This window comes from Sediminibacterium sp. KACHI17 (assembly GCF_040362915.1).
Lineage (GTDB): Bacteria > Bacteroidota > Bacteroidia > Chitinophagales > Chitinophagaceae > Sediminibacterium.
Genome location: NZ_AP029612.1, coordinates 1,044,834 through 1,067,754, shown reverse-complemented (window position 1 = coordinate 1,067,754; position 22,921 = coordinate 1,044,834). Strand labels below are relative to the sequence as shown.

Genomic DNA, 22,921 nt, shown 5'->3' with positions numbered 1-22,921 from the left:
AGGTGTCGGGTATTGGGTCATGTAAATGTCTTTTTGATGCGGGGAAAATTTTTTCTGTATCCGAAATAAAAAAAGAGAGCAGTACAATAAATCATGTACTCCTCTCTTTTCTTTTACCCAGCACCCAGCACCCAGCACCCAGCACCCAGCACCCAGCACCCAGCACCTATTCCTCCAACAACCCCGCCAACTGCAGCAGCTCAGCATGTTTGTATGCATTCACAGGGCTGTCAAAACATTTGGCGACTTCTTCGATGAGTTGCTGAATGAGTCGCTTGTGGGATTGAGGTTTGAAATAAGATGCAACAGGAGGAACAGATATGCGCTTGAAATAACTTTCAATATCTGCATGTGAAAATGCTTGTCCGGTAGTGCCATCTACATAGAAATGAATTTTTTCCTGTGGATGTCCCGGATGCATGGCCGGATCAAAATCAGAATGGAAAAAAGCAATGATACATTGCTTGGGAATATTGATGATCCGCGCATTGATATCTAACTGATCACAAAGGATCTGATAGATCAATCCATTGGAAAGTGTATTACCTTTTTTGCTTTCTAAAACTTTATGCAAAAAGAATTCATCCGGTTTTTCATAATTGATCTCCGATCCTTTCAAATTGCAATAGTTGTATAGGATGCTGGAAAGTACATTGGCTTGTTCAAGAGGTGTGAGAAAGCTATTCAGTTCAAGCCAGATATTTCTTCTGATCTTTTCGATCTCTTCTAAAACCGGACTGGTTTGCAGATCAGGATATTGAAATTTAGAAACCAGTAAAGCACCAAAAAGAAGATCATGATATGCACTATTCTTCCATTCTGTAAAATCATTACACAGATCTGTGAAATGAAGTTTATGAATGATCATTTCAATTCTTTCCTGAACATCTTCACTGGGTGTGGTTTCCCATAAATGCTCCAGATTAGGGATAATGCCCTTACCATATTCAACGATTTTCTCAGAGATGGTAGAATAGACTTCCTCATCCGGGTCGTCTATTAAGGTGAATAATGCGTGTATTTCCTTGGTTTCCTGCATAGCTGTGGTACTATTCCTATCCTTTATAATATCAAACTAAATTAAAATCCTTGTATTTGTCAATAACAAGTTATTCAGTACCTGTGGAAATATCAGTTGTTTGTAGAATAATATTGACAACATTTCATCGTTCATTGCCACAGTTTCGTAAAAAACAGGTTTTAACAGTGAAGTGTAAAAGAATTAGCGTTATTTTGTTGATTATCATTTTTTAGTATTCTCATGTCACAGGTCACTACACCCAAATTTCCCTCGGTTAAACAATCGCTTCACACAGAATTAAAGAAAAGAGTTCAGCAGTATTTTGATGAAAGAGGTATACCGGCAACGGGTACCCCAAAGCTTTTCACAAAAGCCATCATCATGGTGATCGCTTTTGTTCTTGTGTATCTACATCTGTTATTAATGACACCGGTTTGGTATTTAGCCGTACTGGAGTGTATCATATTAGGCGGACTCGTTGCTGCTATCGGATTCAATGTGATGCATGATGGTAGTCATGGTAGTTTCAGCACTAATAAATGGGTGAATCGCATTGCGGCTTCTTCTATCAGCATGTTAGGAGCGAATCACTTTATGTGGAATATGAAACATAACATGATCCACCACAGCTTCACCAATGTAGATGGGGTAGATGATGATATCGAAGTAGGTATCCTCATGCGTATGGCACCTACACAAAAACATTATAAAATGCACAAGTTTCAGCACGTGTATTTCTGGATCTTATACATGCTCCTGTATGTATTCTGGATCTTCTTTGCTGATTACAAAAAATATTTCTCACAAAAGATCGGTTCTGTTCCTTTGAAAAAAATGAATTGGAATGATCATGTGGAGTTCTGGAGTGTGAAAGTATATCATGCCATCGTTTTCATCGTGCTGCCAATCGCAACAGTTGGTTGGTTGTATTGGATGATCGGTTTCATTATCATGAGCTTCTTTGCAGGCTTTGTTTTGAGCATCGTATTCCAGTTAGCACATACCGTAGAACATACCGAATTCCCGATCGCAGATATTGATACCAATAAACTGCCTGATGAATTTGCAGCACACCAGATCAAAACAACTGCCAACTTCGCTACCAAGAATAAACTGGTTAGCTGGCTGGTAGGTGGATTGAATTTCCAGATCGAACATCACTTGTTCCCTAAAATATCACACGTACACTATCCCGCCATCAGCGAGATCGTACGTAACGTATGCAGAGAATACCAACTACAATACATCGAATACCCCACCATGCGTAAAGCCGTTGTAGCACACGTAAGGTTTCTTCGTCAGATGGGGAGGCCGTAGGGGGGATCGGGTTATCGGGTAATCAGGTTATCGGGTAATCAGGTTATTGGGTAATCAGGTAATCGGGTAAAAAAATTGCGGGGTACATTATTAATGTATCCCGCAATTTTTTTAGTACTAACAAAAAGAAAATTCATCTCACCCCAATACCCAATTACCCAATAACCCAATAACCTGATTACCCGATAACCCGATTACCCGATAACCTACTTCTTCTTCGCCACAGCCTTCTTCCCCGCCTTCTTCGCTGCTTTCTTTACTGCTTTCTTCGCAAAGGCATTTGGCACCTGGGCTTCGATCATTTGTTTGATGGGGTCTAGTTCAATGGTGGCAAGCTCTTCGGCAGTGTATTTTTCTCCGTTGGCTTTACGGCCCATTTTCAACATCTTTTTATTGAAACGAATGAAAGGACCCCAACGACCATTTTCTATGCTGATCTTTTCCGCAGGCCATTGTTGAATGAAGCGATTGGCTTCTTTCTCCATTTTCTTCTCGATCAGCTCATTGATATTTTCCTGTGTAAGATTGTCAAAATCATAAGCCCTTGGAATGTTGATGAACATATCATTCCATTTAATGAATGGACCAAAACGGCCTTTGCCTTTGGTAACAGGCAATTCATTATAGTAGGCAACAGGGGCATCTGCTTGTTGCTTTTCTTTGAGCAATTCAATGGCACGTTCCAGTTCAATGGTATGCAGATCTTCACCTTTAGGAATCGAGATGAATTGATCACCCAATTTTATATATGGACCAAAACGTCCGACATTCACCGATAATTCCTGGTCTTCGTACATACCCAATACACGCGGCAAAGAGAACAGTTCCATCGCCTCTTCATAGGTAATGGTCTCAATGCTTTGATTGGCTTTCAGTTTAGCGAAGCGAGGCTTTTCTTCATCTTCCGCATTGCCGATCTGTACCATCGGACCGTAACGGCCCATTCTGGCAATTACTTTCTTACCACTCTCTACATCCACACCCAATTCTCTTTCTCCTTTGGCTCTTTCTGCATTCTCAAGGGTATGCTCAATGTTTTCGTGGAAAGGTTTATAAAATTCATCGATCATGCTGCTCCAGCGTGTTTTGCCGGCAGCGATCTCATCAAACTCTTGTTCAATACGGGCAGTAAAGCCAAAATCCATCACTTTACCGAAATGTTGCTTCAGGAAATCTGTTACTACCATACCCAGATCGGTAGGGAAGAGTTTTCCTTTTTCAGCACCTGTATTCTCCGTCAGGATTTCTTTTTCTAATTCCTGTTGCTGTGTAAGACGCAATACATTCACTTCTCTCTTCACACCTTCTTTATCACGCTTCTCTACATAGTTTCTTTTAATGATGGTAGAAATGGTAGGTGCATAGGTAGAAGGACGACCAATACCCAGTTCTTCCAGTTTCTTCACCAAAGAAGCTTCCGTATAACGTGGTGCAGGACGGGTAAACTTTTCAGTAGCTGTCATCTCACGGAAGTTGAGTGTTTGTCCGGCCGCCAATGGAGGAAGGATGCCTTCTGTATCATCTTCATCTTCATCATCTTTCCCTTCGAGGTATACTTTCAGGAAGCCATCAAATTTCATCACTTCACCGGTAGCACTTAATGTATCATTATTGGTAGAGATGGAAATTTTAGCAACGGTTTTTTCGAATTCAGCATCGCTCATTTGAGAAGCGATGGTTCTGCGCCAGATGAGTTCGTAGAGTCTGCGTGTATCTTCATCAGCCACCGTTCTGTTATTCATATAAGTAGGGCGGATGGCTTCGTGAGCTTCCTGCGCACTCTCATTTTTGTTTTTGTATTTACGCGGCTGATAATAATCCTGACCATAACTGCTTTCCACTTCTTTTCTGATATCAGCCATTGCCGTATCACTCAAGTTGATACTGTCTGTACGCATATAAGTGATCTTACCGCTTTCATACAGTTTCTGTGCCAGCAACATGGTCTTACTCACACCATACCCTAGTTTACGGGAAGCTTCCTGTTGCAGGGTAGAAGTGGTGAAAGGAGCTGCAGGTGTGCGTTTTGCCGGCTTAACGGTAACATCAATGACTTTATAATCTGCATGCTTACAGCTCTTCAGAAAATCAGATGCTGTTTGTTGGGTGCTGATCTTAGATGGACCATCTGCCTTGAATACCACATCACGCTGGTTGATGTCTTTCGCAGCAAAAAGCGCTTCAATTTTATAACTACTCTCCGGAACAAAATGATTGATCTCTCTTTCCCGTTCAACGATCAATCTCACCGCCACACTCTGTACACGACCGGCACTGAGACTACGCTGCATACCGATCTTACGCCATAATACCGGACTCAATTCAAAACCTACCAATCTGTCCAGAATTCTGCGGGCCTGTTGTGCATTCACCAGGTCCATATTGATGAGACGAGGTTGCGCCACTGCTTTTTTGATGGCAGGGGCAGTGATCTCATGGAATACAATTCGTTTAGTGGTTTTAGGGTCAAGGCCTAATACTTCAGCCAGGTGCCAGCTGATACTTTCTCCTTCACGGTCCTCATCCGATGCCAACCATACTTCATCTGCTTTTTTGGCCAGTTGACGCAATTCCTTTACCACACGTTCTTTATCCTCAGGTACAATGTAGCGGGGTTGGTATTGATTGTTGACATCAATACCCATATCATCCTTTTCCAGATCCCGGATATGACCATAACAGCTTTTTACCTCGAAATCAGATCCGAGGATTTTTTCAATGGTTTTGGCCTTTGCCGGAGACTCAACGATCAATAAATTCTTTGCCATGTACTAGTTCCGTTTCCGCCCTCAGGCAGACTTTAATTTGTCATCATTCGTAGATAAATCCGCCTGATTCATACCTATATATATGGTATCAAATCGGGCTTTGCTACCCTGCAATATTAGGTGAAACCATGAAAACACAAAAAATGTGCACAAATTCAGGAGGTAGTACGGAGTGTTTCTTCCCGATTTTCGGGAGATAAGTACCTGTATTTAACTGTTGATAATGAATGATGATGGAGGGGTATGGAACGCAGATTTTATAAGATTTGTTATGATTGGTTGTTTTATCAGCTAAAATCATAACAATCATAAAAATCTGCGGCCCATCAATTACGTAACATGGAGTATCTCAGTTGCTAACTATTCCTCTGTCAAGAAACCAATCACTTTTTTAATCACCTGCTGATCCCGGTAAATTTTGTTATGACCCAATCCTTCCGTGATATAAAAATGAATATGTGGATGTCCGGCTTTTTGAACAGGTAGAGTATCTGCATACGGACAAATACGATCCTGTTGATCATGGACCCATAAAACAGGCAGCTGGATATTACCCATCACCCTGGCAATGGAAAAGTGATCCAATGGTTTACCGATGATGCGTTGGATCATTGACTCAAATTCCTGCTGAACCGGCTCTTTGATTTTAAACATCCTATAAAATCCATTTACCGCAGTTCTGGTTTCGGTAGCAGGAGCGATCAATACCAGTTTTCTTTTTCCCTGTACTTCTTCCGCCAAGAGGGAAGTGGCGAGTCCACCCAAAGAATGGGCGATAAACGCATCCATTTGTCCGAACTGCTGATCGATTGCAGTCAAGAATCTTTTATAGATCAGTGCGTTGATGATCTTTCCTTCACTCAAACCATGTGCAGGCGCATCAAATAAGAAAACTTCGAATCCGGCGGATAACAAAGGTTGAACGTATTTCTCAAACTTATAACTGTAACTGCTGAAGCCATGCACCACCAATACTTTCTGGCCATTGGGTTTTTCAGGAAGCCAGTGAAAACCTTGGATCTGCAAATCTTCAAATGACCAGTTCTTGACATGTGCTTTGTGAAAAATAGGAGGTTGTTTTTGATGTACCCCTTTGGTATACGGTGTACAGAATATTTTAAAAGCCTGCTCAGCAGCCATCCGCGGAGAGACTATACCGATGGTACGTAGTTTGGTTTTATAGTAGCCGATCACAACTCTTTGTGCTAATTTCATTTCCATAATATAAAGATATGGACGTCGTACTGATAGGAGCCGGTAATGTAGGAACGGTATTGGGAAGAACTTTCCAACAGGCCGGACATACCATCAAAGCCATCTGGAACAGACATCCTGAAAAAGCCCGTCTGTTAGCGGATGAACTGGGAACGGTGGCTGTTGAAAATCTGCAAGCTTTACCACAAGAAGCGGATCTGTTTGTAGTATCCGTGAGTGATCGGTCAATCCAGGAAGTAGCGCAACAACTCATTATCAAAAAAGGGGTATTGGTACATGCGGCGGGTGCGGTATCAAAAGAGGTATTGAATGGCATAGCGGATCAATATGGCGTATTATGGCCGATGAAAATGATCCGAACAAACATGCCAACTTTAGGTCCGTGTGCGATCATGATCGATGCCAATAAGGATCAGGCATTACAAGTGATCCGTGAACTGGCAGGCAGTATCTCCGATCAGGTGCATGAGGCAGATGATGCCAAGCGATTAAAAATGCATTTGATCGCCGCCATCACGTCCAATTTCACCAATCATTTATACCATCTGGCAGCCGATTATAGTCAGGAGCAAGAGATCCAGTTTTCCTGGTTTTATCCTTTGATAGAAGGAGTGATCGCTCAGATCAAAACCCAACATCCCCAAAATGTACAGGCCGGACCCGCATTCCGGGGAGACCGCATAACGATCGAAAAACACCGGTCTTTATTGGCGGATGAGCCGGTTTTGTTGAAAATCTATGACGAAATGACCCAGAGTATCCTGCACAAATTCGGACATATACGCTAGTCAGTTGCGAAAACCGATGATTTAGCCCTAAAAATCAGATTAGATGCCCATAAGAAACTGATTTGAGATACTTTTGCACTCCAAACGGAACCGATATGTACACTATTAAGGTAAAATTTGAACAGAAAGGACTGGAGCCCGTTACTTTAACAGGTATTGAACCTGATCAAAGTTTATTGGAAGTTTGTCTGGATAATGGGATCGAATTACATCATAACTGTGGAGCCGTATGTGCTTGCAGTACCTGTCACCTATATGTAGAAAAGGGGATGGAACATTTAGAAGAGTTGAGTGATAAAGAAGAAGATTTCATCGATCGAGCCATTAACCCGCGACTGAATTCCAGATTAGGATGTCAGTGTGTTTTGCAAGATGGATCAGGTGAAGTTGAAGTGACTTTGCCGGATCAGACGCAGTTTTTGGGGGAGTAGTGAGTAGTGAATGGTGAATGGTCAATTGTGAATAGTGAGTAGTGAGTAGTGAGTGCTGAGGCGGGATAAAAATGATCATTCTTAATCAGTCCCTGTGGACGGGCCTCATTGGGGTCGGTGTCGAGCGTAGCGAAGACAGATCAGAGCTCGCGAAGCGGATCTGATCAGAGGCCAATGCAGCCCGGAAACAGGGACGGGGCCCCGTGGCCCAGGAACAAAAAAGTTATCAAACGAAACCTGATTGGTTATTAAGGCTTGTTACACACAAGTAGAACAATGCTTAAAAGTTAAATTACCATGAGTCATTTTGAACCTCCGATACATTGGGCAGATCATGAAGATATTGCCATGAAATTATACGAACGTTTTGGGGATGATTTTACAGAAAGTAAAATCTATCGCATACGTTTCACCGATCTGCTGGAATGGATCCTTCAAATCCCTAATTTCGAAGGAAAGCGCGAAGAAAGCAACGAAGGACATCTCGAGATGATCCAAAGTGCATGGGTGTATGAGTGGAGAGACAATCAAAAATAAAATCATTATTAAATAGCACGGGGCTTAAGCCTCGTGCTATTTAATAATGGGTACTCCATGTAATCTAGAAAACAGAATATAGGTTATTACAAATTGTTTACGTTTTCGGCCTTAGAAAAAAAGCGTTAAGAAATTTACGCAATGAAGCGTTAAGCAATGGATGATGCTTGGCTTAGTACCACAGATGAAGTGCAGATTCGTTACATTTATAACAAAAGCTTGGTTTTAGACTTCATCCATTGTAGCGCAACGAAGAAACCCTGAGCTTGTCGAAGGGTAGCTTTTTTTCTAGAGCCTTGACTTTTTTTGTTACTTTTTTGTGTCAAGACAAAAAAGTAAATAGAGAGTAGCCTTTAGTAACGAAGATCCAAATCCCAATAATTCATGCTAAATACCTTTCAACATATCACCACATTCGTCTTCGACGTAGACGGCGTATTAACAGATGGAACACTGTTAGTATTACCCAATGGCGTGATGGCCAGAAAGATGAATATCAAAGATGGCTATGCCTTACAACTCGCAGTAAAAAGAGGCTACCGCGTATTGATCATCTCCGGTGGTGATTCTCCGGAAGTACAAGAGCGATTGAATAAGTTGGGGGTTACAGAAGTGTGGATGAAAGCGCACAACAAACAACAAATACTCGCCGATTATCTCACACAACACCAGATACCCAAACAAGAAGTCTTATACATGGGTGATGATATCCCCGATCTGGAAGTTATACAGCTGGCAGGTTTACCGGCTTGTCCGGCCGATGCCGCACAAGAGATCAAAGACAAAGCCTTGTATATCTCACATCTGACAGGAGGGATGGGTTGTGCGCGTGATGTGATCGAGAAAGTGCTCAAACTTCGCAATGACTGGGGTGATGATACCAGTGTAGCATCGAAATAACGATTTGTTTTTTCTGCATTACTTATCTTGTGTCATAAATTTCACTATTGAAAATACTCGCTGCATTTTTACGACTCATCCGATGGCCCAATATGGTATTCATCATACTCACGCAATTATTGTTTGAGTACTGTATCTATGAACGCATTTATGGTCCGGATGAACCCGAGCACAGACAGCAATTCTGGTTCATAGTCATCGCTTCTGTTTGTATCGCAGCTGCAGGAAATATCATCAATGATTATTTTGATCTCAATATTGATCAGGTCAACAAGCCGAATAAAGTAGTGGTGAATACCATCATCAGCAGACGATGGGTCATCTTCTGGCATATGCTGTTAAGTATGCTGGGATTATTCTTCACCGTATATGCATTGCCTGTTTCATTGTACTGGCATCTCGTATTGGCGAATATGGGAAGCATTTTATTACTCTGGTTTTATTCCACCAATTTCAAAAAGCAATTATTGGTGGGGAATGTAGTCATATCATTGTTGACAGCCTGGGTACTATTGATACTTTTCTTTTCCAAACAACCATTACAGATCAAACAACTACTGTCTGTCGGACATGCAGAAGTGCGTTTCTTCAGACTGACCATGCTCTATGCTTCTTTTGCATTTGTGATCTCACTCATCCGAGAAGTGGTGAAAGACATGGAAGATATAGAAGGTGATAGAAAATACGAGTGTAGAACTTTGCCGATCGTATGGGGCGTCAATGCAGCGAAATTATTTGTAGCAGTATGGTTAGTAGTATTGATCGCAGCACTCGTTATCTTACAGTTCTACGTATTACCCATGGGATGGTGGCATAGTGCTTTATATTGTTTCATCGCCATCATTGCACCCCTGATCTGGATCTTGACGCGACTATTCAAATCACACACCCCCGCCGATTTCCACCGCCTCAGCACAATCATAAAATTCGTCATGCTAACAGGCATCCTGTCGATGGTGTTCTTTCGCTTGTACGACTGAGGGGGAGATGGTTGATGGTCCATAGTCCATAGTCCATAGTCCATGGTCCATGGTTCATGGCAAATAGGTCATAGCAAATAGTTTATAGGCGATGGGCTATAGTCCATGGCAGATAGAAAAAATAAAAAAAATATAACCCCAGTACCCAGTACCTAGCACCCAGCACCCAGCACCCAAAACCCAATAACCCGATCCCCCAATGCCCCAATCCCCCATCATCCTCGCCTCCCAATCCCCCCGCAGAAAAATGCTTCTTGAGTGGGCTGAAATTTCTTTTGAAGTGATTGTGCAAGCAACGGATGAATCTTTTCCTGCAAACATGGCCATAGAAGAAGTGCCTGTTCATATTGCACGTAATAAAGCGAAAGTCATTCGTGAACAGTTGTCGGCAGAAGATCAGCGTTGGATATTGGCAGCTGATACCATTGTGGTATTGAATGATGAAGTGATCGGCAAACCGGTGGATAGGGAGGACGCCATTCAGATTCTGCAACGTTTATCCGGACAAACACATCGTGTCATCACAGGAGTGGTGGTGATGAATGGAGTAGAAGAACATGCGTTCTCGGATATTACAGAGGTCGTGTTTCATCCTTTGACTGCAGAACAGATCCATTTCTATGTTGATAAATACCAGCCTTATGATAAAGCCGGTGCTTATGCCATCCAGGAATGGATCGGTGTAGTAGGGATTCATTCCATCCAAGGAGATTTCTACAATGTGATGGGATTACCTGTGAGCAGGGTCGTGCAATTGTTAGAACGCATACAAGCTTAAATCAGGTAGAAACCGCAATAGCGACACATTTATTTTCAGGCAAAACCTGAACAATGAATGAACGCTTATTACAATACATCTGGCAGTTTCAGTATTTCCAATCCCAACATTTATTGACCACAAGTGGAGATCCTTTACTGATCCTTCATCCCGGCACTTTGAATACCCATCAAGGACCGGATTTCTCTGCGGCTAAAATTCGGATTGGACAAACGATCTGGGCCGGACATATCGAATTGCATATCCGCTCATCCGATTGGCATCGACACAATCATTCCAGCGATACACATTACAACAATGTGATCCTGCATGTCGTATGGACAGATGATGGTGCTACACCCACACATATTCCGGTACTCGTGTTAGCCAATCGGGTCTCCACATTATTGCTGGAGCGTTATACCCACATGATGCAAACGATCAGCACCGTAGCTTGTCATCATCACCTGCCCGTATTGAATGAATTGACATGGTTTGCATGGAAGGAGAGATTGATGATCGAAAGACTCGAAAGAAAATCGCAACAGATCTTCCAGATGCTACAACAAAATCAACAACATTGGGATGAAGTGTTCTGGTGGCAACTGGCATCCGGTTTTGGTTCTAAATTGAATGCTGCTTTTTTTGAACGAGTGGCAAGATCCATTCCATATGCAGTGGTGAAAAGACATCGGCATCATCTCGATGAAATAGAAGCACTCTTATTCGGACAAGCCAAACTTTTACACGCAGAATTGAAAGACCCTTATGCAAAAACATTGTTGCGTAATCATCGTCACCTGAAAAAGAAATATGCATTGGAGGCAGTAGATGGAGGTCCGGTATTTCTGCGCATGCGACCTGCTTCTTTTCCGACCATCCGTTTAGCGCAATTGGCGATGTTAGTGCATCAGCGGGAACATCTCTTTGATCAGATCAGACAAATGAATACTGCAGAAGAAGTGATGCGTTTATTTCAAGTGAAAGCCAGTCACTATTGGAACATGCATTTCAATTTTGATGACCCCGTATCGCAGGAGCCACGTTTTGTGGGCGAGCAAATGAACCTGCATCTCATGATCAATGTAGTAGTACCCATCTTATTCGCATATGGACATGAAAAAGGCAACACACCATACAAGGAAAAAGTGGTTCACTGGCTCTACCAATTAGCACCGGAACAAAACAAGATCACCCGCTACTGGAAATCCGCCGGCATCCCCAACCGCAGCGCCCTCGACACCCAATCCCTCCTCGAACTTCACACCCAATATTGTGTTAATAAAAGATGTTTAGATTGTAGCGTAGGCAACAGATTGTTGAGAGGATGAGTCATGGGTGCTGGGTACTGGGTACTAGGTACTAGGTAAAAGGTAAAAGGTGCTTGATAAGAATACTTAGCGTAATGTAAAACAATATAAACATCACCCATCACCAAGTACCCAGCACCCAGTACCTAGTACCTAGTACCCAGCACCCAACCCTAACCCCAATAAAACGCCATATCCAACTCCATCTCCGGATGCAAACTCCGTTCCACGGGGCAAGTGCGGGCGGTGCGTTCTAGGAGTTCTTTGGTTTTGTCGTCGAGTTGGAGGGTGGGTGGAAAATAAACATGGGCAATGATCTTACCGATTCTGCGGGGATCACTTAACATGATCTTGGTCGTATCTACACGGGTGCCATCGAGATCAATGTTGAGGGTGCGGGCTTTGATGGCCATGGTGGTAACCATGCAGGCACTCAACGCAGTGGCAACAAGATCAGTGGGTGAGAAGCGTTCACCTTTACCCTGGTTATCAGTAGGTGCATCGGTTTCAATACTGGTGCCACTCTGCAGATGGGTAGCGATGGTACGTAATTCACCTTTATAAATAATTTGTGAAGTCATTGCGTCAATTTTGCCATAAATTTACAAGTAACAAATCAAATGGAAGTGAAGAAGCTATTCATCGTTGTGGGTCTCCTGAGTTCAATGGCTGTTGTTGCACAGCAACGTACACAATCGCCCGCTCAAATGGAGAAAGCCCGGAAAAAGGCAGAGAGAAAGGAGAAGATCAATCAAATGATCAAACAGGAAGAAGAAGGAGCCCTCGTATATAACAAACAAGGTGCATTCGGTTTTAAATTCAATACCGATGGATGGGGTATGTTCTATGAAAGAGGAAAATACAAAACCATCAATAAAACCAGTTTATGGTGGATTGAATTGGGTGAACACAAACATCCCAAAGAAGAAAAAGTACCCACCATCAGTGCTTCCGGTGGATTCCTCATTGTTTCCAGTTATATCTATGGCAAACGCAATAATTTCTATAACCTGAAACTCGGTTTCGGTGAACAGCGTTTGATCGGTGGTAAAGGCAACAAAAATGGCGTGGCCGTTTCTGCCATCTATGGTGGTGGATTAACCGCAGGCATGCTGAAACCTTATTATATCGAGATCCAAAACCCCAGCACCAACCGCCAGGAGCAGATCAAATACGATAATAACGATAATCTCTTCCTCGACCCCACCATTATCCTGGGCAGGGGTGGACTCACCAAAGGCTTTGGAGAAATGAAATTTGTACCCGGAGCACACGTTAGAACCGCACTGCGTTTTGATTATGGCCGCTACAATGAAGTACTCTCAGCCCTCGAGGTGGGATTGAATGCCGAATACTATTCCAAGAAAATGCCCATTTTACTGCTGAACCCCGAAAAATCATTCTTTTTCAACGCCTATGTCGCCCTCACTTTTGGTAAACGAAAGTGACCTATTTTTGTTGTTTCATAGTGAGAGGCAGTCCAGGTCCGGAAACTGTCGTTAAAAAGAGGTGTACATGCAAGAGTTACCAGTAGTTGCGAAAGTAGATCCTACCAGTTCCAAGATACAAAAGCCATCCTGGCTTCGTGTGAAATTACCCATTGGTGAAAGCTATAAACACGTTCGTGGTTTAGTAGATACCCATAAACTGCATACCATTTGTGAGAGTGGCAATTGTCCGAATATGGGCGAATGTTGGGGTGAAGGCACGGCAACATTCATGATCCTCGGAAATGTATGTACCCGAAGCTGCGGCTTCTGTGCCGTAGCTACCGGTAGACCCGCACCCGTGGATTGGGATGAACCCCAGCGTGTAGCAGAAGCCATTCACCTGATGAAAGTAAAACACGCCGTACTCACCAGTGTGGATCGTGATGAACTGAAAGATGGAGGTTCGATCATCTGGTACAACACCATTAAAGCCGTTAAAAACCTCAACCCCGATACCACCCTTGAAACATTAATCCCCGATTTTAAGGGCAATGCTGATCAGGTACAACGCATCATTGATGCGGCCCCTGAGGTGGTGAGCCATAACATGGAAACGGTGGAACGTTTGACCCGACAGGTAAGGGTGCAGGCGAAATACCATCGAAGTCTGGATGTATTACGCATGCTCAAAGAAGGCGGAATGCGCACCAAAACCGGTATGATGCTCGGTCTCGGTGAAACCAAAGAAGAAGTGGTACAAAGCATGAAAGACCTCGTGAATGTTGGTTGCGATGTACTCACCCTCGGACAATACCTGCAACCCACCAAAAAACACTTACCTGTACAACGCTTCGTGCACCCCGACGAATTCGCCGAACTCCGCGAAATCGGCTACGACCTCGGTTTCGATTATGTAGAAAGCGGTCCATTGGTACGCTCTTCTTACCATAGTGAGAAACATGTGATTAAAGGTTGGGGAAGAGGGAAGTGGATGGAGGAGAAAGCTTTACTAAAGAGTGAATAGTTAGTAATAGTGACTGTTATTTGACTTTATTCTTCATTAATTCTGTTAGACTTGTAGTAAAAGGAAATGCTGAAGAATTTCCCGTTGAGTAATTACTAAGTTTTCTAAAATCCCAATTCGTATTTTCAAACTCCTTATCAAATACACGCTCTATTTCAACTACAAGATAATTGTCTTGCGATGGGGAAGATGGATAGCCTTTTTTCATTAAGTCGTCTTTTGAATATACTCTTGGTCCCTTACTCACAATTTTCCATAAGTCGCCTGATGAATTATCACCTCTGGTATGAAGTAATAAGTACTTTGAACTTACAGTTTCTTTATCAAGTATAATAGAACCATTTCCTGTACCCATTCTGAAATTATAAAGTCTTGTTTTTTCAATCCAATCGTGCTGCTCTTTTGAATTATAATATCCTATTAGCACATAAGTCTCGTCAGGTATTAAGTCCCTGTTATTGTTATAAGGCTCGGGTAATGCTTCTTTAACCATATTCTCAGCCTCAGGGGGACTTTTATATACGTCAAAGACTCTATAAGCAATTTTCTCTCTCTGTGAAGCTCGGTTAGTAAAGTGTTCGATGACATCAAGAATGAAAGCTTTTAATTCACCAATCCCATTGTCTGTTTTTGAAGGTTTTACCGGAAATGCACCAAGCCCTGGAATAATTTCATGAAATCCTTTTTGGTTAATGGATTTGTCACCTGGATATAAAACATATGCACCGCCAGTTCTTCTAATGGCATCCTTATAAGCATGCATCTTTAGCAAGTCGGCGTTTTTGTAAATACCTTTTCTGTTCTCTACCTTTTCTTCATCAAGGTCGGTTATTGTGTTTTGTTCCAGAAAATCAGACAGGTTGGCAATTTTGTATTTCGCATCAAAATGTACATGCACAATTAACTCTTGCTTTTCTGCTTCATCCTCGGTAATACCAAAGGGCCAAAATGAAAGTGTATAGTCTGGGCGTAAAGTGCTGGTCCAACTGCCTGAATCGGGATACTTTTTCTTTCCACTGAAGGAACGATTGTAGTTGAAACGAATATTTAGCCTTCTACTCCCTGAATCATAAATGCCTTGAAGTGCTGTGAATTCACCCTGTTTTATTTGCAGGCTTAAACCATCAGGTGTTTCTTTTATTAAATCTGAAATGTCTTTGGGTTCAATTTCGAATAAAGACTGAAATAAGTCAAGTAATTTGAAGAAAAGCCAATATTCATATAATGTGGCAACATCTTTTTTCCCTCCGCTATATATATCGTCTCCTCCTTTCCAGATGAGTTTCGCTGCAAGGTCAAACATGAGCCAGACACGTAATACTTCACGGTAGCCCTCTTTACGCTGCAATACCGGGCTATTCAATTTTAAAGTTGTTGGTCTTGAAATGTCTTTGAAAAAAGTATGGTGTAACTGACTTTCAATTTCACGAATCATTAAGTCTGATTCGGTTTCCATTTTCTTGTGACCAAATTCTTTTGCTTTGTCATTGATTCCTGTACAAAATTGTAAAAAGTTCTCAAGAACATGTTTTATAAAACGGTTTTCAGGCGTATCAACGGAATCTTTCTTTCTGGTGGTAGTGATTCGTTCCGGCAACGTATCAATGCCGTAGCTTCTCAGATAATGTGTATCCGGTAATTGGGTTCGCTTGCAGCCTTTTAGTATTTCCTTAATGTTCGCATTTGAAAATCTTTTTACATTCCGAATATCCTTTTCTTCTGTACTTTCCGTCCATTTTGTTACAGGTGCCGTAACAACACGATGTATGGCTTCGGCAAATTCATCAGTACTAATTACCGATCTTATGAAAGCAAATTTCTGATAAAGTGTTTGGCTGTCTTTGGTATAATCAATTTCAAAATGTTGCGAAACTGGTGAGTTGGCCTGCAACAGAAGATCGGTACATTTTTCAGTAATGAGTTCCAGCATATCCCGGTAATCATTGCGATAGCCCGATTTTACAGACTGAACTTCAAGATCAATTTTACAAAGCTCTTCCGAAGTATATCTGTCAAGCAAGGGAATAGAAAGTGTACCCACGAAAATATTGGGTGCAATAATCCCAAGGTTTACAGTTCGTTTATGCGGTTGAATTATATTTTCTCCAATATCACCAAGTATAATTCCTGAATCACTGATCTGGTAATAATAATAACAACCTTCCACTAGCTGGTACCTAGCTTCATTATTTTCAGATGCGGTTTCTTCTGCATCAAATAATGAATTGGGTCTGCTAGCATCTATCAATAGCCGTAAACCTTCTTTTACGGAATCAAGCCTGATTTCTATGTTTGAAACTGATTTCATGTATTAAGCTTCGGCAAAACTTGCAAATCCGTTTTCAATGGCTCCTCGGTACATACGGGTAATTTTTTCAAGTGAAAGCGGATATAGGACATTAGTTCCTGTGTAGTCAAAGTCAATTTTATCGAATACGTCCTTAATAATACTGGCATTACCCGTTATGCAGAAAGAGCCCAATGTTTCCAATACAGGGCACAACTTCCTGCGTGAACCATGCAGCTTGGGTAAAAGTTTCTGCATAATGGCAAAATCAATCTTTTGTTGGGTGGTAAGCGTATTGTCCAAAATGCTTAGTTGATGAATAAGGCGTAGGATTTCCGTTGCACTGCGGTAGCCAAATTCGGCACCTGTTTTCTTTAACTCACCAAAGAACCGAACAAGAACAGCATTAATTTCGGTAATATCTGATGTGACAAATTCTCTGTTTGCAGCCATTTCCAGAAAGTTTTTGGCCATGCCTGCACCTTTGCCGTTAAGAGCTTCCATGTTAATATCTCTAATATTGTCAAGGAAGTTTTTTATTTCAACTTGAGTTACACGGAATTCAATCGTATTGGATCTATCCAGCACCTTCGGGCTGAACATGTTGGTAGTTTCATCAATGTTCACAGTGCCAATGATAAAAAGATTAGAAGGGACTTTTAGTTTCGAAGGAACTCCGTTTTGCATAGATCCTTCGGCATACAGGGGAATTTCTTCTTTTGATTCCATCACACTCAGGAAGTCTGCAAAATATCTTTCAACATGACTCAGATTCATTTCGTCCAGAATTAGGAAGTGTAGTAGTTCGGGCTGCTGGTTGGCCTGAATAATTAAATCCAGCACTCCACTATCGGGCTTTACATATTCATCGGGTTTAAGAGCGTTGGGATAACCAAGCAAGGGTTCGCGGTTGGTCCAATCAGCTCCCACAGGGACGATACGGTACTGACTTTCATCTTGACAAATCCACTGCACAAAGGCTTGTGCCAGTTTGGTTTTACCCGAACCGGAAAGGCCAGTGAGAATAACAAATGGTTTGGTAAGAAGTGAGGCGGTGAATCTTGTGATTAAATCACTTGAATAGTTTAATCCGGAGACTTCTAGTACTGCACGGAGATCTTCGATTATAAATTTAACATTGGGAATATTTTTAAGCTTAATCAGATAATAAATCCCGTCTTTTCTTTTAATGCGAAATTCTGGATATCTTTTCTCAAAGAAGTATTTCAAGTTGGAAAATGAAAGGCTATAATCACCTTCGCCATTCCATTGAGTTGTAAAATAATAGAACTTATTGTTTTCAATAAAAATGGGGTCCTCAAAGTACCGAGGAGTGTTTGAAGATGTAAGAGATTCTTTAGTTTGTAGTACCGAAAATTCGCCAATCAGTCTCTTAAATATGTCAAAATCATGGGAAATGAAATTATCTCCATTAATTACAGATGTAGTTTGTTTTGTGTAGTCAAGTATTTCATGCCAAGCATTTCCAAAAAAATATGTAAAAATATACCTTGCGAACTCTCTTATCGAAGTCGCTTTATAAGCAATATCTTCTTGTTGAATTGTTGAGTTTGCTGATTCATGTTTTGGTAAATATAATTGGGCTAATTTTTCTAGTTTGTCAATTGCATTTTGAAGAGGAGGATCTTCTATTTCCATAAATTGATCAGTATCGATATTTTCTAATTTAGGAGTATTGGCCCAAGCAATTATTTTACTTATTGTTGTAAATAATGGTTTAGTTTGAACTGTTGACATTGCATTCGCAGGCCCATCCGAATAAAATTGACTGCCTAAATCTCGCCATTCCTTTTCAATATAATTTTTATGAACTCTAAATGAATTAATATTCGACTTAATATCTTTAATAATTGCAATAAAAGAATCAAGTCCAAGAGTAAATTCTTTTACGGTCCCTCGTTTACCAGAATTACTAAATGTTATATTTCCACCAACATCACTAAGTGAAGCTGTGAATGCAGATGATAAGTTTTTGCTTTCTAAATATTCTTTTAGTGTCATATTGATAAAAGTTGACTTAAAATTTCTTTTACTAATGTTTTTACAACAGGAACTGAAACACTATTCCCAAATTGTTTGTAGGCTTGGTTATCCGATACAGGTATCTCATACCAGCTGTCAATTGGGTAGCCCTGTAGTTTCGCGGCCTCAAATGGATGAAGTTTACGTGGTCTATGAGGTCTCCCATTTGCCCCTTTTTGTTCTATGAGGATTTCACTACCATCTTTATAATACCTAGCTGAAATAGTACTTGTGTAAGGTGATTTAGAATTGAACATTGAATAGCCAAAGCCATTTCCCTTTTCAGCATGCTCAATTCTTCTTCTTTTATGACCAGCCCATAGTTTTTCTGATATTGTATATGATTTTTTATCCCGCTTCTCAAGTTTTTCCAAGTCTTTATCTTTCAAAAGGATATCCCCGACACAAATTCGTTTTGCTTCTTTATCGCGTTTTTCTTTTTCAAAAATTACTTTATTTTTTTCATCAAGGCCATACGGGAATTTGAAATCTGTTTTTTTTATGGTCTCTCTATGCCATGCTACAATAAAAATTCTTTCTCTGTTTTGTGGCACACCAAAATGTTTGCTGTTTAGTACTTCAGCTGCAACTTCATAACCCAATTCATTTAGGGTGCGTTTAACAACCCTAAATGTGTTTCCTTTATCGTGATTTTTGAAACCTTTTACATTTTCAAGCAAAAGTATTTTCGGGATAGCAACCTTTTTATTGAGCTTATTCGCTTCAATTTTAGCTCTCACAATTTCTTTTATGTTGAAAAATAAAGTACCTCGTGTATCATCAAATCCTTTTTTTAGTCCCGCATGCGAAAAAGGCTGACATGGAAAACCTGCGCAAACAATATCAAAATCAGGAATTTTAGAATAATCTAAATTTGGGTCTGATATATCCTGATTGAAGTTTCCGTTCTCAAAAATATCAGGGGAAATCTTTTTGAAGTTATGTTCATACGTCTGACGTGCAAATTTATCGATCTCTGAGGCAAAGACGCATTTGCCGCCATTTTCATGCATTGCTATGTGAAAACCTCCTATCCCTGCGAATAAGTCAATAAATCTAAAGTTGTTTTTATTTTTCCCCATTTACTTTTTAGCTCCTTTTAATATATTAATTAGTGTTCTTTTAAGATTTTCCTCTCTTTTATTCGGTTTTAGTTCACACTCCCAAATTACAAGGGGGGTCCACCCGTTCTTTTTTAGTTTATCTAAATTTTTTTGGTCTCTTTTTTTTGTAGATACAATTTTATTTTTCCACCATTCTGTTCTTGTTTTTGGTAACACAAAGTATTTACATTTTTTATGTCCATGCCAAAAACAACCATTAACAAAAATGACAGTTTGATATTTTCTTAAAGTTATATCTGGTTTACCAGGAAGCTTTTTATTATGGAGCCGAAAACGCAATCCTTGAGAATGAAGATAGCTTCTAACTACTGTTTCAGGTTTTGTATCTCGCCCCTTGATTTGGCTCATATTATAACTTCGAGTTTCTTTATCATGCACATCTGTCATATAACGAAGTTAAATGAGGTTTGGGAAATTGATTTCTTTGATTTTATTCAAGCCTGCGACAAATACTAATAAAGTTTATGTCTCATGATATTGCAAATGAAAACTGACGGGTGACTGAATATACAAATTTATTTTAATTAGATAAATCCTTGTACAAGCAGACTGTGTATTCATCTTATTTAACCCTTTTCGAATATCTTATAGACCATCTCCGCACCATCGCCGCATATCCTTCGAGATTTCTTCGAGGTTGCTTCGAGATTTCTCGAAGGATTCCCGAAGCAACCTCGAAGAAATCTCGAAGGATGTGTTGTGATGGTACGGCTGAAGTCTCTGCATATTACTACCCCAAAAGCAAAACGCATTTTTAGCCTCATACAGCCACTCAATTTCAAAACAGAGTAAGACTCCAAAAAGAAAAGATCCTCGATTTTTATTCGATAAAACTACCCTTCGCATCATGGTTGTCAATAAAGGCAGTTATCTTCTCCCTTTGATATAGTACACTTCACCCTATGATACCCAACCCATACAAAGGGGATACTCAGGGGATACGGAGGGGATACCGTATACATACGGTATTGTAGTCCTTATCTCTTTTAGCAATTTTAGCAAAATGCAAAACCGGCTAATACTTTTAGCGACAAACCGAAGATTTTTATAAATGAGGATCGTTAATAGATCAATAAACTCCTACGCCCGATGTGCAATCTCTCCAGAGTATTTTTGGGCTTGAGAAACCTTGTTCCCTGTTCCCTGTTCCCTGTTTCTTATTTCTTGTTTCTTATTTAACCCCTACATTTATCACCCTTAAAATCGCATCATGAAAAAAATGAAGTGGATGATCCTGATACTTTTTTGCATGAATACCATGCTGCATGCGCAACTACAATGGATCAATGTAGATAGTCTGTATCAACCCTTACCATCTTCCATTCATGTCTATAAAACCACCACACTATTAGACGGCAAACCCAATATTGCCTATTACGTTACTGCAGACTTACGCAACAAACAATTGGAGTTCACCACAGCCGTGGGTAATGGCAAACGCTATACACCCACGCAATACTTTGAACAGGATGGGGCAAGTCCGTTATTGGTAATGAATACCACTTTCTTTGAATTTGTGCGCAACAGTAATCTCAATGTGGTCATTCAGAACGGACAATTATTGGCCTATCAACAACACAGCATTGCCGGCAGGGGAAAAGATACTTTAACGTATCGCCATCCATTTGGAAGTGCGATTGGTATTACTAAAAAAAGAAAAGCCGATATCGCCTGGTTGTATACAGATACTGCAGCTCGTTATGCCTATGCCAGTCAGCAACCCATTGCTTTTTTCAAAGACAGTATTGCAGATCCATCCGCCTCATTCATGCTACAGAAAGGCCCTTTCAAAAAATGGAAAATGCAAACCGCTGTCGGTGGCGGACCCGTACTCGTGCAAAATGGAATGATCAAAATCACCAACAATGAAGAGATCAAATTTGCAGGCAAAGCCATTGATGATAAACATCCCAGATCAGCCATGGGCTATACCGCAGATGGACGACTCATCTTCTTAGCAGTCGAGGGAAGATTCCCCGGCAAAGCAGAAGGTGCCACCCTCACACAACTCGCACAAATGCTAAAAGACATCGGCTGCACCGAAGCCCTCAACCTCGATGGCGGCGGTAGCAGTTGTATCCTCATCAACGGCAAACAAACCATCCAACCGAGTGATAAAGAAGGGCAGCGGGCAGTGCCGGCGGTGTTTGTGGTGAAGAGGCGATGAGGAGGAAAGCTGCAGGCTGCGAGCTTCAAGCTACAAGTTCTTTCGTCTTCTACACGATGTCACCTCGGCGCAGCCGTCACCCCGACGTCAGGAGGGGTCTCCCACCTCCAACAGGTAAGTAAAAAACAAAACGATTAGCGTACACCCGAGCGGTGAGAGATGCCTCCTTCGTCGGCATGACGCAGCCGTCACCCCGACGTCAGGAGGGGTCTCCCACCTCCAACAGGTAAGCAAAAAACAAAACGATTAGCGTACACCCGAGCGGTGAGAGATGCCTCCTTCGTCGGCATGACGCAGCCGTCACCCCGACGTCAGGAGGGGTCTCCCACCTCCAACAGGTAAGCAAAAAACAAAACGATTAACGTACACCCGAGTGGTGGGAGATGCCTCCTTCGTCGGCATGACGCATACGTCACCCCGACGTCAGGAGGGGTCTCCCACCTCTAGCAGGTAAGCAAAAAACAAAACGATTAGCGTACGCCCGAGCGGTGAGAGATGCCTCCTTCGTCGGCATGACGCATACGTCACCCCGACGTCAGGAGGGGTCTCCCACCTCTAGCAGGTAAGCAAAAAACAAAACGATTAGCGTACGCCCGAGCGGTGAGAGATGCCTCCTTCGTCGGCATGACGCATACGTCACCCCGACGTCAGGAGGGGTCTCCCACCTCTAGCAGGTAAGCAAAAAACAAAACGATTAGCGTACGCCCGAGCGGTGAGAGATGCCTCCTTCGTCGGCATGACGCATACGTCACCCCGACGTCAGGAGGGGTCTCCCACCTCTAGCAGGTAAGCAAAAAACAAAACGATTAACGTACACCCGAG

The 22,921-nt window shown here is 41.6% G+C and carries 19 protein-coding genes; 11 read left to right on the top strand and 8 right to left on the bottom strand.

Annotated features, from left to right (window positions below):
• Window positions 1-166 precede the first annotated feature (166 nt).
• Entirely contained in the window at window positions 167-1,039 is an 873-nt protein-coding gene (locus ABXG83_RS04625) for a transglutaminase family protein (protein WP_353550318.1), read from the bottom strand.
• 222 nt (window positions 1,040-1,261) lie between these two features.
• On the opposite strand from ABXG83_RS04625, the gene ABXG83_RS04620 reads away from it, so the two are divergent.
• On the top strand, window positions 1,262-2,338 hold the full coding sequence (locus ABXG83_RS04620) for an acyl-CoA desaturase (protein WP_353550317.1): 1,077 nt from the start codon (window positions 1,262-1,264) through the stop codon (window positions 2,336-2,338).
• A gap of 206 nt (window positions 2,339-2,544) precedes the next feature.
• On the opposite strand, the gene topA is transcribed toward ABXG83_RS04620, so the two are convergent.
• Window positions 2,545-5,106, bottom strand: coding sequence for a type I DNA topoisomerase (gene topA / locus ABXG83_RS04615; RefSeq protein ID WP_353550316.1), 2,562 nt, complete (start codon window positions 5,104-5,106; stop codon window positions 2,545-2,547).
• A gap of 360 nt (window positions 5,107-5,466) precedes the next feature.
• Complete coding sequence (locus tag ABXG83_RS04610; protein ID WP_353550315.1) at window positions 5,467-6,327, bottom strand: alpha/beta fold hydrolase; 861 nt, start codon at window positions 6,325-6,327, stop codon at window positions 5,467-5,469.
• Between the two features lie 11 nt (window positions 6,328-6,338).
• On the opposite strand from ABXG83_RS04610, the gene ABXG83_RS04605 reads away from it, so the two are divergent.
• The 7 genes from ABXG83_RS04605 to ABXG83_RS04575 all read left to right on the top strand — a co-directional run bounded on the left by ABXG83_RS04605 (window position 6,339) and on the right by ABXG83_RS04575 (window position 12,045).
• Entirely contained in the window at window positions 6,339-7,109 is a 771-nt protein-coding gene (locus ABXG83_RS04605) for a DUF2520 domain-containing protein (protein WP_353550314.1), read from the top strand.
• A gap of 95 nt (window positions 7,110-7,204) precedes the next feature.
• Window positions 7,205-7,540: a 2Fe-2S iron-sulfur cluster-binding protein gene (locus ABXG83_RS04600; protein WP_353550313.1), complete on the top strand. Its 336-nt coding sequence runs from the start codon at window positions 7,205-7,207 to the stop codon at window positions 7,538-7,540.
• Window positions 7,541-7,837: 297 nt separating this feature from the next.
• Window positions 7,838-8,077: a Fe-S cluster assembly protein IscX gene (gene iscX, locus ABXG83_RS04595; protein ID WP_178889627.1), complete on the top strand. Its 240-nt coding sequence runs from the start codon at window positions 7,838-7,840 to the stop codon at window positions 8,075-8,077.
• Between the two features lie 384 nt (window positions 8,078-8,461).
• Window positions 8,462-8,977 (top strand): HAD family hydrolase, encoded by a 516-nt coding sequence (locus tag ABXG83_RS04590; RefSeq protein ID WP_353550312.1) that lies wholly within the window; start codon window positions 8,462-8,464, stop codon window positions 8,975-8,977.
• Window positions 8,978-9,024: 47 nt separating this feature from the next.
• On the top strand, window positions 9,025-9,957 hold the full coding sequence (locus ABXG83_RS04585) for a geranylgeranylglycerol-phosphate geranylgeranyltransferase (RefSeq protein WP_353550311.1): 933 nt from the start codon (window positions 9,025-9,027) through the stop codon (window positions 9,955-9,957).
• A gap of 199 nt (window positions 9,958-10,156) precedes the next feature.
• Complete coding sequence (locus ABXG83_RS04580) at window positions 10,157-10,735, top strand: Maf family protein (RefSeq protein WP_353550310.1); 579 nt, start codon at window positions 10,157-10,159, stop codon at window positions 10,733-10,735.
• 53 nt (window positions 10,736-10,788) lie between these two features.
• Window positions 10,789-12,045 carry a DUF2851 family protein gene (locus tag ABXG83_RS04575; RefSeq protein WP_353550309.1) on the top strand — a complete coding sequence of 419 codons (1,257 nt, stop codon included), beginning with the start codon at window positions 10,789-10,791 and terminating at the stop codon, window positions 12,043-12,045.
• 152 nt (window positions 12,046-12,197) lie between these two features.
• Here the strand turns inward: ABXG83_RS04575 and ABXG83_RS04570 are convergent, their stop codons facing one another.
• Window positions 12,198-12,605: an OsmC family protein gene (locus ABXG83_RS04570; protein WP_353550308.1), complete on the bottom strand. Its 408-nt coding sequence runs from the start codon at window positions 12,603-12,605 to the stop codon at window positions 12,198-12,200.
• A 45-nt stretch (window positions 12,606-12,650) separates the two neighbouring features.
• Here ABXG83_RS04570 and ABXG83_RS04565 point away from each other — a divergent pair, with 45 nt between their 5' ends.
• The gene (locus ABXG83_RS04565) at window positions 12,651-13,472 is read left to right on the top strand and encodes a hypothetical protein (protein WP_353550307.1); all 822 of its coding nucleotides are present in this window, start codon (window positions 12,651-12,653) and stop codon (window positions 13,470-13,472) included.
• A 67-nt stretch (window positions 13,473-13,539) separates the two neighbouring features.
• On the top strand, window positions 13,540-14,478 hold the full coding sequence (gene lipA, locus ABXG83_RS04560; RefSeq protein WP_353550306.1) for a lipoyl synthase: 939 nt from the start codon (window positions 13,540-13,542) through the stop codon (window positions 14,476-14,478).
• A gap of 16 nt (window positions 14,479-14,494) precedes the next feature.
• Here the strand turns inward: lipA and ABXG83_RS04555 are convergent, their stop codons facing one another.
• Genes ABXG83_RS04555 through ABXG83_RS04540 form a run of 4 tightly spaced genes read right to left on the bottom strand, consistent with a single transcriptional unit; the run spans window position 14,495 to window position 20,319 of the window.
• On the bottom strand, window positions 14,495-16,786 hold the full coding sequence (locus ABXG83_RS04555) for a DUF2357 domain-containing protein (RefSeq protein ID WP_353550305.1): 2,292 nt from the start codon (window positions 16,784-16,786) through the stop codon (window positions 14,495-14,497).
• A gap of 3 nt (window positions 16,787-16,789) precedes the next feature.
• Window positions 16,790-18,787 carry a hypothetical protein gene (locus tag ABXG83_RS04550; RefSeq protein WP_353550304.1) on the bottom strand — a complete coding sequence of 666 codons (1,998 nt, stop codon included), beginning with the start codon at window positions 18,785-18,787 and terminating at the stop codon, window positions 16,790-16,792.
• Window positions 18,784-19,890: a DNA (cytosine-5-)-methyltransferase gene (gene dcm, locus ABXG83_RS04545; RefSeq protein ID WP_353550303.1), complete on the bottom strand. Its 1,107-nt coding sequence runs from the start codon at window positions 19,888-19,890 to the stop codon at window positions 18,784-18,786. The genes ABXG83_RS04550 and dcm overlap by 4 nt, the downstream gene beginning before the upstream one ends.
• Window positions 19,891-20,319: a very short patch repair endonuclease gene (locus ABXG83_RS04540; RefSeq protein WP_353550302.1), complete on the bottom strand. Its 429-nt coding sequence runs from the start codon at window positions 20,317-20,319 to the stop codon at window positions 19,891-19,893. It lies immediately after the preceding gene.
• Between the two features lie 823 nt (window positions 20,320-21,142).
• Here ABXG83_RS04540 and ABXG83_RS04535 point away from each other — a divergent pair.
• The gene (locus ABXG83_RS04535; protein ID WP_353550301.1) at window positions 21,143-22,099 is read left to right on the top strand and encodes a phosphodiester glycosidase family protein; all 957 of its coding nucleotides are present in this window, start codon (window positions 21,143-21,145) and stop codon (window positions 22,097-22,099) included.
• The last annotated feature ends 822 nt before the right edge of the window (window positions 22,100-22,921 follow it).

What these genes read in the sequence shown, in the direction of transcription:
- ABXG83_RS04555 (WP_353550305.1), bottom strand. Translation starts at nt 16,786, where the DNA reads ATGAAATCAGTTTCAAACATAGAAATCAGGCTTGATTCCGTAAAAGAA.
- ABXG83_RS04535 (WP_353550301.1), top strand. Translation starts at nt 21,143, where the DNA reads ATGAAAAAAATGAAGTGGATGATCCTGATACTTTTTTGCATGAATACC.
- lipA (WP_353550306.1), top strand. Translation starts at nt 13,540, where the DNA reads ATGCAAGAGTTACCAGTAGTTGCGAAAGTAGATCCTACCAGTTCCAAG.
- ABXG83_RS04570 (WP_353550308.1), bottom strand. Translation starts at nt 12,605, where the DNA reads ATGACTTCACAAATTATTTATAAAGGTGAATTACGTACCATCGCTACC.
- dcm (WP_353550303.1), bottom strand. Translation starts at nt 19,890, where the DNA reads ATGGGGAAAAATAAAAACAACTTTAGATTTATTGACTTATTCGCAGGG.
- ABXG83_RS04600 (WP_353550313.1), top strand. Translation starts at nt 7,205, where the DNA reads ATGTACACTATTAAGGTAAAATTTGAACAGAAAGGACTGGAGCCCGTT.
- ABXG83_RS04550 (WP_353550304.1), bottom strand. Translation starts at nt 18,787, where the DNA reads ATGACACTAAAAGAATATTTAGAAAGCAAAAACTTATCATCTGCATTC.
- iscX (WP_178889627.1), top strand. Translation starts at nt 7,838, where the DNA reads ATGAGTCATTTTGAACCTCCGATACATTGGGCAGATCATGAAGATATT.
- ABXG83_RS04610 (WP_353550315.1), bottom strand. Translation starts at nt 6,327, where the DNA reads ATGGAAATGAAATTAGCACAAAGAGTTGTGATCGGCTACTATAAAACC.
- ABXG83_RS04605 (WP_353550314.1), top strand. Translation starts at nt 6,339, where the DNA reads ATGGACGTCGTACTGATAGGAGCCGGTAATGTAGGAACGGTATTGGGA.
- ABXG83_RS04575 (WP_353550309.1), top strand. Translation starts at nt 10,789, where the DNA reads ATGAATGAACGCTTATTACAATACATCTGGCAGTTTCAGTATTTCCAA.
- ABXG83_RS04620 (WP_353550317.1), top strand. Translation starts at nt 1,262, where the DNA reads ATGTCACAGGTCACTACACCCAAATTTCCCTCGGTTAAACAATCGCTT.
- ABXG83_RS04625 (WP_353550318.1), bottom strand. Translation starts at nt 1,039, where the DNA reads ATGCAGGAAACCAAGGAAATACACGCATTATTCACCTTAATAGACGAC.
- ABXG83_RS04580 (WP_353550310.1), top strand. Translation starts at nt 10,157, where the DNA reads ATGCCCCAATCCCCCATCATCCTCGCCTCCCAATCCCCCCGCAGAAAA.
- ABXG83_RS04540 (WP_353550302.1), bottom strand. Translation starts at nt 20,319, where the DNA reads ATGACAGATGTGCATGATAAAGAAACTCGAAGTTATAATATGAGCCAA.
- ABXG83_RS04590 (WP_353550312.1), top strand. Translation starts at nt 8,462, where the DNA reads ATGCTAAATACCTTTCAACATATCACCACATTCGTCTTCGACGTAGAC.
- topA (WP_353550316.1), bottom strand. Translation starts at nt 5,106, where the DNA reads ATGGCAAAGAATTTATTGATCGTTGAGTCTCCGGCAAAGGCCAAAACC.